We start from the raw sequence: 14,327 nt of genomic DNA, 5'->3' as shown, positions 1-14,327 counted from the left end.
TGGCGCGGCGCCGTGGCCGGGCCGCGCGCGAGATGTGGCGGATCGGAGGAGGCCCCGGGGATTTTCGCACCGGATGGCCGATCCCGTACAGCGCAAGGGTGGCCGGATGGGAGGATCGCCTGTTCCGCAGGGCCATCGCGCCGCCATCGCGATGGGCTATCGAGCGTCGGGCGGCGGATTGACGGGGGCGACCTGGCGGAAGAGCTTCCTCGCGACCGCGCGGGTCATGGCGAGGAGGTTATCGCTCGTGAAGCGGAACCAGAAGCTGACGTAGCAGCCGTTCGTGCGGAAGCCCGGGTTGACCGCGGCGTAGCGCCTCGCGGCCGGGCGGTCGAAGTAGCGCGCTGGATAGCGGCGCAGCGTCTCCTCGGTCATGAAGATGTCGACGAAGACGAGGCCGGTCTCGTCGTCCACGCGGTAGTCGCTCTCCCTGGCGAGCGTGAGGAGCGCCTCGCGCACGGCCTCGTCCTCGGCGGTGCCCCGGCGCTTCGGATCGAAGAGCTCGTAGCGCGCGAGCGCCTCGGTGATGGAGACGAACCCGAAGAGGCTGGCGAGCGAGAGCCGGTACAGGCGAGTCCGCGGCGCGCGGCGCTTCGTCTCGATCAAGAACAGGAGTCCGGAGGCGAGGTGCAGCCCGCGGGTCCGGAATTCGGGCGAGATCCGCAGCTTCCCGCCGACGATGGCCCGGCTGCGAGGCAGAGCGAGGGGCGCGGTCTTCCAGAACTGGAATCCGACGATCGCGCCCGAGTCGACGCGGCGGAAGACATGGACGACATCGTTGGTCTCGGCGTGGACGCGGAAGTGGTCGAAGTCCTCGGCCATGAGCGCGTTCGCGAGGGCGTGGAGCTCGCGCAGGCGCTGCTCGGTGAAGTCGCGCCGCTGGACGGTCTCGAGGCGAACGGCGGGGCGGAGCGGGGAGAGGCGGAGAAGGGTGTTCAGCATGGCTAGGGAGAGCGGCCTTCAGCGCGGTAGCCCATGTACTTCAGGAAGCCGCGCGTGCCCTGGGTCCAGTTCTTCGGCCGTCCCGCATAGAGGTGCTCGATGCCGTGACGGGCCATGCGGTCGCCGAAGTCGAGCCACGTCGTGTCGCCCGAGACCAGGTAAGCCGCGCCGAAGACGTGGGAGATGAGCAGGTTGAGCGTCGCCCACGCGCTGCTCTGGTACGCGACGTCCTCGCAGCCCCAGAGATACTGGAAGGCGACGCCATCGCGGTTGATCGCGTGGTCGCGGTACCACGCCGCGGCCCTGACCACGATCTCGGGGATGCGCGGATCGCGGAGGAGCAGCCACGCGTCCATCAGGCCTTCGACGACCAGCGAGGTCATGAACGGCGAGCCCCCGCGCGGGCCCCGCCCGCACTCCTCGGGATCCGGAGCGTGGATGTCGTGCTCGAAGGCGCCGCTCCGGCTCGCGCGCTGCCACGCGAAGGCCGTGCCGATCAGCGCGACGAGCGCCTCGCGCACGTCGGGGCGCGGCTCGGCCGCGTAGTAGCTGGCGAGGCCCATCAGCGTCCACGCGAGGTTGCGCTCGGTGCCCTTGATCTGCGGCTTGTCCCCTGCCCTCAGGGCGGGCAGGTTCCGCAGGTACGCCTCGCCCAGCCCGCGGAGCGCGCGGAGCGCCTGCGGATCGCCCGTGAGCAGGTAGTCGTCGAGCATCCCCTGGCCGAGCATGTTGCGCAGATGCCTCCAGTCCATGGGCGTCGCCGGGTCCCAGCGATCGGCGCACGCGTAGAGGGCCACCTCGCCGCCTGCGAACCAGCGGAGCTCGTTCCCGCGGTACCAGGTCGACTCCTCGCGCGCGCGCCGGTACGCGCCGGGCGTGCCGTGATGGATGAAGCGCTGGAACAGCGCGTGCGGCGCGTCGTAATAGGTGCGCTCCATGGCCGTCGCGCCGCAGCCGATGCCATAGGCCTGCCAGGCGGGCGTCATCTCGGCGAGGTAGCGCTCGCTCTTGTCCTCCCAGACCTTGAACGCCGTGTTCTGGTCCGCGGTGATCTGGTAGCCGATCACGCGGCTCCTCGCGTACCAGGACGGCGGCAGCCGGGCGACCGCGGGGCCGTCCGGGCTGGGCGCGAGCGCGCCCGCGTCGCGGCGGCTCGGCGCGCCGTACTCCAGGGAGAAGGTCGCCGAGGCGCCCTGATCCAGGGAGGCGCGCCACGCCACCAGCACGGCGCGCTGCGAGCCGTCCGCGGGCCAGGTCGCGATCGAGGCGGCGTGGAGGCTCACCTCGACGCCGGCGGGGTCGAGGACGCGGAGGAGCGCCGGGTCGAGGAGCACGCCGGGCGGGAACGGCACGCCCAGGGAGACGATGCCGTCGCGCAGGACGCCGCGGTCGGCCGTGACCGTCACCGGCACCTGACCTCGCTGCCCCGCGGGCCTGCTCCCGGTGAGCGCTGCGCGATCCGGATGGCCGGGGGCGCTGCTCGGGCTCGCGGCGCACCCCGCGAGGAGCACGGCGAGCAGGGCGAGCGCCGGTGAGCCGGGCCCGGGGCGCGTGCGCTTGCGTGGGGTCGACATCGGCCGGGCGGCGTCTAGGATAGCCAAGATGCCGCGGGAGAATACGGCATTCGGTCATCCCTGGTCTCTGCCCGGGCTCGCGCTGGTCGGTCTCGTGGGCTGCGCCGCGGCCCGGCCCTCCACGGCGGCGTTCGTGGACTCGCGGGCGATCATCCCGCCGGAGCGGCCTCTCTTCGAGGTGAGGGTCGGCGAGTTCTTCTGCCGGTTCCACCACGGCGATCGCGAGGAGCCGCGGCTCCCGTGCCGGATCACCGATCCGGGCGATGGTGGGCGGCGGCTCGAGAGCGTCGGGGAGCCCCGGCGCATCGACGGGGCGCTGACCCCGATCGATCACCGCAGCATCCGGTTCGAGGGCACGTTCGCCCCCGCGCCGGGCGCCGCGGCCGAGGCCGTCACGGCCACGTTCGAATCGGTGGACTACCACCTGTACCGCGGGGCGATGCGCGCGGCGGGGGGCGAGACCTGGGTGACGCTCGAGTACCTGCCCACGCCGCAGGACATCCGCGGCCGATCGGCGGCGGCGGCCGGGCCCGGGGCGCGGCCGGAGAGCGCAGGGCGGCGCTAGAGCATCGAACCGTTGAACGTCGCCTAGCCCCCGTACATGGCGAACAGCGCCCGGGTGGCCTCGTCCGCGGCGAGGTTCGCGGGGTTGACCAGCGCCGCGTCCATGCCGAACGTCGTGCGCAGCGGCCGCTGGCCGTGCGGCATCTCGAGGAGCTTCAGCAGCACGTCCGCGAGCTCCGCCGGGTCGGGTCCCTTCAGGGTCTTGGCCACCTCGACAGCGGCGCGCGCCACGCCGCCGAGCGCCCCGTACTCGGCGGCGCGCGCCTCGTCGTCGTTCAGCCAGGCGTTGTCGAAGATCTTCGTCTGGACCAGGCCCGGCTCCAGGATCACGACGTCGATCCCGAGCGACCCGAGCTCGCGCTGGTAGCCCTCGGCCATCATCTCCATCGCGGCTTTTGCCGCGCAGTAGTGCGCCGACCGCGGCATGAGGATGCGCCCTCCCATGCTGGACGTGAAGGCGAGCACCCCCGTCTTTCGCCGGCGCATGTGCGGCAACGCGGCGCGACAGATACGCTGCGTCCCGAAGACGTGCGTCTCGAAGAGCCGTCGCAGCTGATCGATGCTGCTGCACTCGGTCAGCCCGATCAGGCTGTTGCCCGCGTTGTTCAGGAGCACGTCGATCTGCCCCGCCTTCTCCACCACCGTCGCGACCGCCGCGGCCACGGAGGCGTCGTCCGTCACGTCGAGCGCGACCGCCTCGATGGGGACGCCCGCGGCCGCCAGGCCGGCCACCTCGTCGCGCGCCGCCCGGTTCTTGCCATCGGGATCGCGCATGCCCGCGAAGGCCACATAGCCGTTCCGCGCGAGCGCCTCCGCCACGCTCCGGCCGATCCCCGTGCTCGCGCCCGTCACCAGCGCCACTCTCTTCGCCGTCATCGGTCCCTCACCTCCTCGAGCGCCGGGGCCTTGACGGCATCCGGCGAGAATTGAAACTCAAACCAGAGCCTGTCGGGGGTAGTGGTCAAATGCTCTACGCCACGTCTGCTCTACGCGACGTCGAAGCCGGCGCTCAGCAGGTCCTGTGGCCGGGACGACGCGCCGATGTGGACGCGGAACTCCCCCGGCTCCACCACGCGGCGCCCCTCGGCGTCGATCAGGGACAGCGCCGAGGCGGGGACGTCGAACCGCACCGTGCGCGCCTCGCCCGCGGCCAGGCGCAGGCGGCGAAAGGCCTTGAGCTCCTTCAGCGCCCACGTGGACGACGTCACCCGATCTTCGATGTACAGCTGGGCGATCTCGACCCCCTCGCGCTCTCCAGTGTTGGTGATCGTCACCTCGAAGGAGGCCACGCCGTCTCGCCCCACGCTGGGCGTCAGGACCTCCAGGTCGGCGTACGCAAAGCGCGTGTAGCTCAGGCCAAAGCCGAACGCGAACGCCGGCTCCTGCGTGAGGTCGGCGTAGCGGCTCCCGTGCTGGCCGCGGGCCTGGTTGTAAAACACCGGCTGCTGGCCCACGTGGTAGGGAAACGAGATCGTCAGCTTGCCCGAGGGGTTGATCCGCCCGAACAGCGCCTCGGCCACCGCCCGCCCGCCCATCATCCCCGGATTGAACGCCTCGACGATGGCCGACGTGCCGAGCACCGAGCGCGGCATCACCAGCGGCTTGCTGTTGACGAGGACCACGACCGTGGGCACGCCCGTCCTGGCGATCGCGTCCGCCAGGGCCCTTTGCCCGCCCATGAGCTCCAGGGTCGCCGTGCTCTTCGTCTCGCCGATGAGCTCGATCCGATCCCCGACGACGAGGACCACCACGTCGGCGCCCCGGGCCAGCTCGACCGCCGCGGGGATGCCCGACTCGTCCTCGCTGACGACCGAGCACCCGGCAGCGTGGACCACCTCGCACCCCGGGGGCGCGAGCTCCCGTATCCCCTCCACGATCGTGACGATGCTCGAGCGGGGGTGCTGGGGGCCGTTGCCGCCGCTCATCTGGCCCGACCCGAGCGACCAGTCGCCCAGCTGCGCGATCGGGTCGTCCGCGTTGGGTCCGATCACCGCGATCCGCCGCAAGGGCCCCGGCGCCGCGCCCGCCCCGCGAGCGGCGTCGCTCGCCGCCGGGGAGCCCGCGCCGTCCGCGAGCGGCAAGAGGCCGTCGTTCTTCAGCAGCACGAGCGACGCCCGCGCCACCTCCAGGTTGAGCTCCCGGTGGGTCGCGCACCCGATGATCTCCTTGATCCGCCGCTCGCTGCTGTACCCGGGGTCCTCGAAGAGCCCGAGGGAGAGCTTGAGCGAGAGGACGCGCCGCACCACCGCGTCGATCTCGGCCTCGGCCAGGAGCCCGCGGCGCACCGCCTCCTGCGCCCCCTCGTAGAACTCCGGGGTCGCCATCATCAGGTCGTTGCCGCTCCGGATCGCCACCGTGGCCGCCTCGGCCATGTCCTTGCAGACCTTCTGATCGAGCACGAGATTGGCCACGTTGTTCCAGTCGGTCACGACGATCCCCTCGAAGCCCCACTCCTCCTTGAGGACCTCGGTCAGGAGCCAGCGGTTGGCGGTGGCCGGTATCCCGTCCATGGACTGATATCCTGTCATGAACGCCATGCAGCCGCTCTGCGCGGCCTTCTCGAAGGGTGGCAGGAAATACGAGCGCAGGTAGCGCCGCGAGATGTTCGCCTCCGAGGCGTCACGGCCGCCCAGCGTCTCCGAGTAGCCCGCGTAGTGCTTGGCCGTGGCCAGCACCGCGTCCGGATCGTCGAGGCCCTTGCCCTGATAGCCCTTGACCATCGCGCACGCGAGCTCGCCGATGAGGTAGGGATCCTCGCCGAACGTCTCCCCCACCCTGCCCCAGCGAAGATCACGCGTCAGGCACAGGACAGGAGAGAACGTCCACTTGAGCCCGGTCGCCCGCATCTCGGCGGCGGTGACCCGGGCGACCTGCTCCAGAAGACCTGTGTCCCAGCTGCACGCCATGCCGAGCTGCGTCGGGAAGATCGTTGCGCCCGCCCAGAAGGAGTGACCATGAATCCCGTCATCGGCCATCAGCACCGGAATGCCGAGCCGGGTGTCCAGCGCGCGCCTTATCGCCGCGTCCGCGTCCTTCCCGTTGCAGTGCAGGAGGCTGCCGACCTTCATGCGCCCGATCGCGTCCTCCAGATCTCCCTGCGCGTCCAGCTGCATGAGCTGGCCGACCTTCTCGTCCAGGGTCATCCGACTCAGGAGGTCTTCCACCCGCTTGCCCACGGGTTGCTTGGCATCTTTGTAAAGGGGAGCGTCGATCATGAGTTCTCCTGAACAGGACGAAGGGCGCACGATAACAGGTCCCCCCACTGGCGCAAGACGGGGGACTCCTATCGTGCGGGGCCGGGCGTGTGAGGTTGGGTGAGCACAACAGACGATCGCGCGCCCTGCGCTCGACCGCCGCCGCGCACTTCATCGCTTCTGCCGCGACAGCCTCGCTCCCCCCGCGGCGGCGGGCGGCGAGCTCTGCATCCTCCAGCCCCGCGCGCCCGCGCTGACCGTCGCGCGGGTCGGGACGCTCTGGCACGAGCGGCTCGAGGTCGAGCCGGGCACGCGTGGCCCCGCAACGTCCATCGCGGAGGTCGCGGCGCGCGCGGAGGACGTCGCGCGCGGACGACACCTGCTGCGCGCGCTCCGCCCTCGAGCAGCCGTTCAGCGAAGCCCGGCGCGCACCGCATCGACGCGCGCGCCGGGCGGGCCGCGCTCGGCCTCGCCCCGGTCGAATCACATGCGGACGACCGCGCTGCCCCACGTGAGCCCGCCGCCGAGCGCGCACAGCAGCACGTGATGCCCGGGCAGGATCCGCCCGTCGCGGAGCGCTTCGTCGAGCACCATGGCGACCGAGCCGGCGTTGGCGCCGGCCGCGCCCTCGCCGTCGAGCGCGCCCAGGACGCGCTGCCGCGGGCACCCGAGGCGATCGGCGAGGTGCGCGGCGAGCTGGGGGTCGGCGTGGTGCGGGATCACCCAGTCGACGTCCGCGGGCGCGAGCCCGGCCGCCGCGAGCGCCGCGAGGGCCTGCGCGCCGAGGTGCTCCTCCGCCGCCTGCCGCAGCTCGGGCTGCTTCACGCGCAGGTACTGCCGCCGGTCGGCGAGCCGCTCGAGCGTGAGCGGCTCCGCGGATCCGCCGCCGGGCACCTGGAGCACGTCGGCCCTCTTCCCGTCGGCCCGGAGGCTGACGCTCAGGATCCCGCGCCCGTCGCCGGCCGCCGGCCCGACCACGACCGCGCCGGCGCCGTCGCCGAGGAGCTGGACCGAGGCCCGATCGCGCGGATCCATGCGGCGCGAGATCAGGTCCGCGCCGATCACGAGGACGTGCTTCATGGTCCCCGCCATGACGAACTGGCTCGCCACCGACAGCCCGTAGAGGAGACCCGTCAGCGACGCGGAGAGGTCGAACGACGGGATGAGCTCTGCGCCGAGCTTCTGCTGCACGTACACCGCCGTCGCGGGCATCGGCGCGTCGCCGCTCGACGTGGCGAGGATGATCATCTCGAGGTCGCGCGGCCCGAGGCCGGCCGCGTCGAGGGCCGCCTTCGCCGCCCTCGTCGCCAGATCGCTCGTCGTCTCGCCGGCCGCGCCGCGGCGCCGCGCGTCGCCCGGGCCCGCGCCGCCCGCCGCGCCCGCGCTCGCGCCGCCCGCGCTCGCGTCGCGCGCCACGCCGTCCGCCGGCGGCGCGCCTGCGGGCGCGGCGCTCTCCGGGGCGGCAAGCGGCAGGGACCGGCCTGTGCCGAGGATGCGCGCGCGGGGATTTCTGGCATCGAAAGTCATCGGGAGCGCAGCCTACATCATGGGCTGCGCGTTGGGACCGGCGATCCGCGCGCCGGGCCCGGTACACGGAATGCTTGAGTCGCGGACGCGCTCCGGTACATAAAGCGCCGCGATGGCTACGAGCTCCGAAGACAAAGACCGCCCCGACACGGACGACGCACCTTCCGGCGAGGCCGACGCGCAGGACACCAGCAGGGAGGAGGACGACGGCGAGGGCCGCGCCGACGCAGCGGCCCCCGCCAGCCCCGCCAGGGCCTCGCGCCCGGCGAAGCAGGCGAGCGCCGCCCGGCGCCCGGCGGGCAAGAAGCCCGGGGCGCGGCCGCGAGCGGCCACCCAACCGCAGGGCGGATCGCTCGGCAAGAGCATGATCCTGTTCCTGATCATCATCGGCGGCCTGGCCGCGGCCTTCGCTTATTTCGGGCGCGAGCCCGCGCCCGGCGCGGCCGGCCCCAAGTGGAAGCCCGGGGACAAGGCGCAGGTCGAGATCACCCTGGTGTCCAGCGACATCAAGGAGCTCGCTTGCTGGTCGACCGAGGAGGTCGCCGGCCGGCACTGTGCGTTCGAGTCGGCCACCAAGGGCTGGTCCAAGGGGGATGCGGACGACAAGAAGCTGCTCCGTCCTTACACCACGACCGACCGCGTCCAGTTCCTCGCCGCCGGCCTCTGGAGCGAGCCCGCCCTCACCGGGGGCAAGCTGCCGTCCGCACGGTTTGCGGTGAAGTGCACCTACACCGTCGAAGGCAAGATGAAGCGGCCCGGCATCCGCTGGACCAGCGAGGGCGCATGGCTCGACCGGACCGATGACTGGTACGCGGGGCTCTTGTCGGATTGCAAGCTCATCAACCCCTGATGTCGCAGGCGCTGCTGCGTTCGCCCGCGTCATGCGCGGCGCCCGCCGCGCGACGCAGCGCATACAGCGCGCCGAGCGTCCTGCGCCATACCCCTCGTGTGACCGCGACCCGCCGTGGTAGTGTCATGGTTGGTTTGGAGGTGCTCATGCCCTGTCATCGGGTGATCGCATTGGTGTCGTTGGCCGCGTTGTTCGCCGTTGCTGGATGTGAAGCTGACCCGGGCACCGTGAACGTTCTGCCGAACTACATCAGCGTATCGAGCTCCTCCGGCGGGGGCGCGGGCGGGGAGGACGTCGGGACGACCACCAGCGTCTCCACGACGAGCGCGGGCGGCGAGGGCGGCGCGGGAGGCATGGCGTGCACGTGCGAGGCCGGGCTCTCGTGCTGTGGCCCGGCCTGCGTCAACCTGGCCAACGATCCGCTCAACTGCGGCTCGTGCGGCACGCGCTGCGCCGAGGCGCAGGCGTGCATCCAGGGCGAGTGCAAGGATCCCTGCGACCCCGACTTCGGGTGCGAAGAGGGCATCTGCTGCGGGGTGACGTGCTGCACCGACGGCACGATCTGCTGCGACTACGGGACCAGCGCCGAGGCGCCTGACGTGCACTGCCAGGCGCCGGTGAACGGGACCTGCCCCCTTGCCTGCAGCGGCTGCGAGAGCTGACGGACATCGATAGCGACGCGGCGGCGCGCGGCGTGCCCGGACGATCCGGGGGCGCAGCGCGTCGGCGCATTGCGTGCCGTGCGCGGGCCTCCCGGCCTGCTGCGCGCGCCGCGACGGCTTGTCGCGCGCGCCGCGATGGCCTGCTGCGCGCACGCAGCGCCCCCGTCCCGCGCGCGGCCCTCGCGCGCGGGTAGCTCACTTTTCCTGGAAGAGCTTGCCCGGGTATTTGCGCTCGAAATGGACCACGACGCCGCGGCCGATCGCCTCGATCGTGAGCCCGGCGATGCCCATCTTGATGGCCGGCCCGATCAGGGGGACGAAGCCGACGGCCCGGGTGACGAGGAATTTCAAGCCTTGCCCGAGGATCGCGAAGCTCCCGCCTGCGGCGGTCGTCACCACGGATCCGACGGTCTCGCCGTAGATCTCGCCGACCATCGCCATCATGTGGGTCTCGATCGCGACGAGCCCGGTGGACGTCGAGATCGGGAGCGGGAGCGCGGCGAACGCAGCGCCGCCGATCGCGTAGCGGTGAACCCAGCGAAGAGCTTCATCTCTGCACGTCTTCATGCCTCGAGGTTGCCGCAAGTCGCGCCGTCCGTCCATCGCGCACCGCGCTGATGCAGCGGGCGCGACGATCGGCCCGGGCGCACGCCGTGGCCTCTGTGCGCTGCCTTCCCGGCCGGCGGGAATCGCGCGTGCAGGACGCGTCGTCCGGCTCGACCTCCGCGCTCACGCCGGAGGGCGGGGCCGAGGCGAAGCGACCCCGCGAGGGGATGGACAACCGTCGGAGCCCGCGTCGATCGGAGCTCCGGCGACGTACCCATGACCGCCCCGTCGACGCTGCGCGCGAGGCGGCGGCGCTCCGGGCGAGCTCGTCCGAGAGCGCCGGCGTCACGATCGGCAGGAACCGCGCAGAGGACCTGCTCGAGATCGCCTCGCTCCCGGAACCCAGACAATGGCTGGTCGCTCCGCGGCCTCGAGCACAGCCTGCGCGCACAGGGCAGGGAAGAGGAGGCAGCCGCCGCACACGAGCGCTTCGAGCACGCCTGGGCGCGCGCCGACGTGCAGCTGTCCGGGTCACGCCTGTGAATGTCCGGTCTCGAGCGGCCGGGAGCGACGAGGAAAAGAGCGCATTACCGGCATGCGCATCGGTTCATCTGCTACGTTGATGGGGTGTTGTGCGCAAAGCTTGGACTCTCAGCGCTCCTGTGTCTCTTCTCTTTCACTGTCAGCCTGTGCGCCGCATCGCTCCTCGGTTGCGAGGGCTCCGAGCTCCCACCGTATTCTCACGTGCCGGGGGATGACGCCGGCGGACCCGGGTGTGCACCGGGGCAACTCAGCGGCGTGAGCGGATGTGTCTCGGTGGGCATTCAGGGCTGCGCCGGCGACTTCGTCGGAGAGGACGGCTTCTGCCGTCCGGCGCTCGAGAAGTGTTCGCCCGGGACGATCCCGAGGGTGGACGAGGGTTGCGTCGACGTCGGGATCCCCGGCTGTGCGGCGGAGTTCGTGGAGGGCGGCGGCTGTCATCCCACCATGGCCAGATGCCCGGAAGGGACCTTCGCAGTCCCGCAGAGGGGGTGTCTCTCCATCGACGGCCCAGACGGCTGCGGCGCGGGGCCGTGGGGCCCAGTCGTCGAGGTGCCCGGCGACATCCATGTCGATCTGACCTACGCGGGTGGGGACGGCGACGGGTCGCGGGACAGGCCGTTCACGACGCTGGCGGGGGCGCTCTCGGCGGTGCAGGCGGGGGGGCGCGTCGTCCTGGCCGAGGGCGAGTACGACGAGCCGGTCGAGATCATGAAGCCTATCGAGCTCGTCGGGCGGTGCGCGTCCCGGGTCGTGCTCCGGGGCGAGCAGGGCGATCCGAGCGGCAACGTCAGCGCGGTCTGGATTCATGATGTCGAGGGCGCCGGCGTGCGCGGCGTGAGCGTGCTCAGCCCTTCCATCGGGCTGTTCATCCAGGCAGCGGAGGTGTCGGTGCGCGACGTCCGCGTGACGGGCGGGAGCGGCAACGGCGTCGTCGTCGCGCTCCCGGGCGCGAGCCTCGACATGTCGCGCAGCCTGGTCCAGGCGTCGTGGGCGGGCGAGGGCACGGGCGATCTCTGGACGAACGTGCTGGTCGCATCCGGGGCGCGCGCGCGGCTCACGGAGAACGCGCTGGTCGACGGCACGGTCAGCCTGCGGATCACCTCCGAGGCGGCGGAGGTGGTCGCGGAGGGCAACCTGCTGGAGGCCACCGCCCTGCAGACGGAGACGAGCGACGCGGTCGGCGTGCTCCTCGACGCGGGCGCGCTCCGGCTCGACGCGAACGCGCTCGTCCACCACCGCCTGGGCGCGCTGGTGACGGGCTCCGGCGCCGAGCTCGTGGCGACGCGCAGCCTCATCGCCGCCCCGCCCGAGGGGGCGCTGGAGGCTGGCGACGTGATCGTGGAGCAGGGCGCTCGCGCGACGCTCGAGTCCAGCGTGCTGTCCGGCGCGTGCGACGCGCAGCTCGTGGTCGCGGACGCCGGCACGGCGGTCGAGGTGTCCGGGACCCTCTTTCAGGGCGCGGCCGCCGCGGAGGAGGGCCGCCTCGGGTACGCCATCGAGCAGCGGGGCGGAGCGCTCTCGCTGTCGTCGAGCCTCGTGCGTCAGGCCGGCGACGCGGGCGTGTTCGTGTCGGGCGGGACGTTCTCGGCCAGGGGCGTGGTCATCGCGGGCACGCGCGCGCGCCCGATCCACCGGGATCGCGCCGCCGGCGTGGTGGTGCAGGGCGCGCGGGCCACGCTGGCATCGACGTATGTGCTGGAGGCCCATGTCGCCGGCGTGAGCGCGTCCCGGGGCGCGGAGCTCGAGCTCACGGACAGCCTCATCGAGCGCGCGCTGTCGGAGGAGCGCGACGGCACCGGCGGCATCGGCCTGCTGAGCGCCGGGGCGGCGGGGGTCGTCGTCCGGAGGTCGGCGGTGCTGGAGAGCCGCGTAGCGGGCATGCTGCTGCTCGCGTCGCCGAGCACGGTGGAGGACACGGTCATCCGGGGCGTCGAGAGCGGGACGTTCTCCACCTCGAGCGCCGACGGGCAGGAGGGATCGGCACCGGACATTGGCGACGGCCTCCTCGTCCTCCGCTCGGCGGCGCAGGTGAGCTCGGTGCAGGCGGAGGGCTGCGCGCGCGCCGGGCTGCTCTTCAGCGACAGCCACGGCGCGCTCGCGCACTCTCGCTCCACGGGCAACCGGTTCGGCCTGGTCCTGCAGGGCGCGCGGGCGCCGAAGCTCACGCAGGACAACACCTTCGAGGGCAACCAGGAGAGCGATCGTGTCACCGCCGGCGCTCTCCCCGTCCCGAGCAGCGCCGCGCCCGCCCCGTGACGCGCCCCCGCCGTGTGACTGCTCGGTGGGGCGGCGGGGGCGCGTGCCCCCGCCGTGTGACTAAAGCGAGAAAAATTGCCGGATTTTGCCGAGGAGCGCGGTCGTCTTGGCCTCCTCCGCGCCGGCGCGGGCGCGGCGCACCGACACGTTCTCGTCGAGCGCTGACTGGCGCGCGACCAGCACCTCGGTGATCTTCTCGGCGAGGCCCGGCGCCGCCGCCAGGATCTCGTGGAAAGCCTCCTTGTCGACCTTCACGAGCTCGCAATCGCTCACCGCCTGGATGGTCGCGCTGCGCCGCTCCCCGGTCATCAGCGACATCTCGCCGAAGAACTTGCCCGGGCCGAGGCGCGCAACCTCGGCCGTGCTGCCCCCCTCGCGCCCCACGATCACCGAGACCTCGCCCGACTGCACGATGAACAGCTCGTGCCCCGCGGCCCCCTGCCGGATCACGACCTCACCGGTCATGTAGCTGCAGGTCGTCGACAGCCTCGCGAGCTGGTCGAGGAGCGGCGGCGGGAGCGCGGCGAGAAAGTCGACGACGCGCAGCGACTGCAGGCGGCGCTGCCGCTCGTCGGCCTCGCTGCGCGCCTGCGACTCGGTCGACGTCTCGGCCATCCGGACGGTGCGGGTTGGGAACGGGACCGCGATGCCCTCGCGCTGGAACGCGTACCAGATCCGCTGACGAACATCCGAATCGACGCGGTCGCGGCGGGCGAAGTCGTCGGTGAAGAAGCAGACCTGGTAGCCGATGCTGCTCTCGTCGAACCTCGCGGCGAGCACGAAGGGCGGCGGCGCGAGCAGCACCCCCGGCGCGGAGGCCACCGCGCCGAGCAGCGCCTGCTCCACGAGCCGCGGCGACACGTCGTAGGGGCCCCGCACCTCGATCGTCCGCCGCGCGGTCACGGTGGGCTTCGTGAAGTTCCGGATCGTGCTCTTCGCGAGCGCGCCGTTCGGGATCGTCAGCTCGATCTGATCGTTGGTGAGGACCTTTGTCGCGCGCCAGTTGATCTCGATGACCTGCCCGATGAGCCTCGGATCAGGCTCGATCTGGATCCAGTCCCCCACCTCGAACGGCTGCTGCGCCTGGATCGCGAGCCCGGCGAACAGGTTCCCGAGCGTCTCCTGGAGCGACAGGCCGATCACCGCGGTGAGCAGCGCGGAGGTGGTGAGCAGCGAGCCCGGCTCGACCCCCGCCGCGCGGAGCGTGATGAGCGCGACGCTCGCGTAGACGAGCCCTTGGAGGATGTCGCGGATGATCCGGGACATCGGCCGCCCGAGGCGCGCCACGAAGATCAGGTCGACGACGAGGAGGAAGGCGGCGCGACCGAGCGCGGTCAGGAGAAAGAAGAGCGCGACGGCCGAGAGCCCCACGCGAAGCGACGAGGTCGGATCGAGCGGGAGCCGGGCGAGCAGCGCTGCCACGTGGAGGCCGAGCAGCGCGACCGGCAGGCGCAGCTTCCCGCGCTGCGCTGGCGGCATCAGCAGCCGCAGCGCGAGGAGCAGCGCGGCGGCGATGCCGATCCCGATGGCGCCCGACGACGCTACCCGCACGAGCACGTCCGAGATGGTCGCGGCATCCCGCATGGCGGCCGATGGTAGAGCGCCGCCGGCCCCTGTCACAATCGCGTCGCGAGGGGGCCGTGCGGGCGTCATGGCGCGCCTCGTCGTC

The 14,327-nt window shown here is 72.2% G+C and carries 11 protein-coding genes; 4 read left to right on the top strand and 7 right to left on the bottom strand.

Translation table 11 applies throughout. From position 1 onward, the window contains the following. Window positions 1-156: 156 nt before the first annotated feature. Window positions 157-942, bottom strand: coding sequence for a hypothetical protein (locus tag WME75_RS12930; protein WP_437490137.1), 786 nt, complete (start codon window positions 940-942; stop codon window positions 157-159). A gap of 2 nt (window positions 943-944) precedes the next feature. Next, window positions 945-2,516: a hypothetical protein gene (locus WME75_RS12925; protein ID WP_437490136.1), complete on the bottom strand. Its 1,572-nt coding sequence runs from the start codon at window positions 2,514-2,516 to the stop codon at window positions 945-947. 28 nt (window positions 2,517-2,544) lie between these two features. On the opposite strand from WME75_RS12925, the gene WME75_RS12920 reads away from it, so the two are divergent. Next, window positions 2,545-3,081, top strand: a complete 537-nt coding sequence (locus WME75_RS12920) for a hypothetical protein (protein ID WP_437490135.1) — start codon at window positions 2,545-2,547, stop codon at window positions 3,079-3,081. Between the two features lie 23 nt (window positions 3,082-3,104). Here WME75_RS12920 and WME75_RS12915 read toward each other — a convergent pair whose 3' ends face one another. The 3 genes from WME75_RS12915 to WME75_RS12905 form a co-directional block, all read right to left on the bottom strand. Then, entirely contained in the window at window positions 3,105-3,956 is an 852-nt protein-coding gene (locus WME75_RS12915; RefSeq protein ID WP_437490134.1) for an SDR family NAD(P)-dependent oxidoreductase, read from the bottom strand. A 110-nt stretch (window positions 3,957-4,066) separates the two neighbouring features. Continuing rightward, complete coding sequence (locus tag WME75_RS12910) at window positions 4,067-6,295, bottom strand: glycoside hydrolase family 3 N-terminal domain-containing protein (protein ID WP_437490133.1); 2,229 nt, start codon at window positions 6,293-6,295, stop codon at window positions 4,067-4,069. 462 nt (window positions 6,296-6,757) lie between these two features. Beyond that, window positions 6,758-7,801 carry a 3-oxoacyl-ACP synthase III family protein gene (locus tag WME75_RS12905; protein WP_437490132.1) on the bottom strand — a complete coding sequence of 348 codons (1,044 nt, stop codon included), beginning with the start codon at window positions 7,799-7,801 and terminating at the stop codon, window positions 6,758-6,760. Window positions 7,802-7,913: 112 nt separating this feature from the next. On the opposite strand from WME75_RS12905, the gene WME75_RS12900 reads away from it, so the two are divergent. Both WME75_RS12900 and WME75_RS12895 read left to right on the top strand, forming a co-directional pair. Next, window positions 7,914-8,651, top strand: coding sequence for a hypothetical protein (locus WME75_RS12900; protein ID WP_437490131.1), 738 nt, complete (start codon window positions 7,914-7,916; stop codon window positions 8,649-8,651). 227 nt (window positions 8,652-8,878) lie between these two features. Beyond that, a complete protein-coding gene (locus WME75_RS12895) occupies window positions 8,879-9,313 on the top strand; it encodes a hypothetical protein (protein ID WP_437490130.1) in 435 nt (144 codons plus the stop codon). Window positions 9,314-9,508: 195 nt separating this feature from the next. Here the strand turns inward: WME75_RS12895 and WME75_RS12890 are convergent, their stop codons facing one another. Next, on the bottom strand, window positions 9,509-9,880 hold the full coding sequence (locus tag WME75_RS12890; protein ID WP_437490129.1) for a hypothetical protein: 372 nt from the start codon (window positions 9,878-9,880) through the stop codon (window positions 9,509-9,511). Window positions 9,881-10,657: 777 nt separating this feature from the next. On the opposite strand from WME75_RS12890, the gene WME75_RS12885 reads away from it, so the two are divergent. Then, window positions 10,658-12,658, top strand: a complete 2,001-nt coding sequence (locus WME75_RS12885; RefSeq protein WP_437490128.1) for a DUF1565 domain-containing protein — start codon at window positions 10,658-10,660, stop codon at window positions 12,656-12,658. A gap of 60 nt (window positions 12,659-12,718) precedes the next feature. Here WME75_RS12885 and WME75_RS12880 read toward each other — a convergent pair whose 3' ends face one another. After that, entirely contained in the window at window positions 12,719-14,242 is a 1,524-nt protein-coding gene (locus WME75_RS12880; RefSeq protein WP_437490127.1) for a cyclic nucleotide-binding domain-containing protein, read from the bottom strand. Window positions 14,243-14,327 lie beyond the last annotated feature (85 nt).

Origin of the sequence: Sorangium sp. So ce1014 (assembly GCF_051521505.1) — a bacterium.
In the GTDB taxonomy this organism is placed as follows: domain Bacteria; phylum Myxococcota_A; class Polyangia; order Polyangiales; family Polyangiaceae; genus Sorangium.
The sequence above is the reverse complement of the archived record's forward strand: the minus strand, read 5'-3'. Positions and strand labels throughout refer to the sequence as shown.

What these genes read in the sequence shown, in the direction of transcription:
- WME75_RS12930 (WP_437490137.1), bottom strand. Translation starts at nt 942, where the DNA reads ATGCTGAACACCCTTCTCCGCCTCTCCCCGCTCCGCCCCGCCGTTCGC.
- WME75_RS12925 (WP_437490136.1), bottom strand. Translation starts at nt 2,516, where the DNA reads ATGTCGACCCCACGCAAGCGCACGCGCCCCGGGCCCGGCTCACCGGCG.
- WME75_RS12920 (WP_437490135.1), top strand. Translation starts at nt 2,545, where the DNA reads ATGCCGCGGGAGAATACGGCATTCGGTCATCCCTGGTCTCTGCCCGGG.
- WME75_RS12915 (WP_437490134.1), bottom strand. Translation starts at nt 3,956, where the DNA reads ATGACGGCGAAGAGAGTGGCGCTGGTGACGGGCGCGAGCACGGGGATC.
- WME75_RS12910 (WP_437490133.1), bottom strand. Translation starts at nt 6,295, where the DNA reads ATGATCGACGCTCCCCTTTACAAAGATGCCAAGCAACCCGTGGGCAAG.
- WME75_RS12905 (WP_437490132.1), bottom strand. Translation starts at nt 7,801, where the DNA reads ATGACTTTCGATGCCAGAAATCCCCGCGCGCGCATCCTCGGCACAGGC.
- WME75_RS12900 (WP_437490131.1), top strand. Translation starts at nt 7,914, where the DNA reads ATGGCTACGAGCTCCGAAGACAAAGACCGCCCCGACACGGACGACGCA.
- WME75_RS12890 (WP_437490129.1), bottom strand. Translation starts at nt 9,880, where the DNA reads ATGAAGACGTGCAGAGATGAAGCTCTTCGCTGGGTTCACCGCTACGCG.
- WME75_RS12880 (WP_437490127.1), bottom strand. Translation starts at nt 14,242, where the DNA reads ATGCGGGATGCCGCGACCATCTCGGACGTGCTCGTGCGGGTAGCGTCG.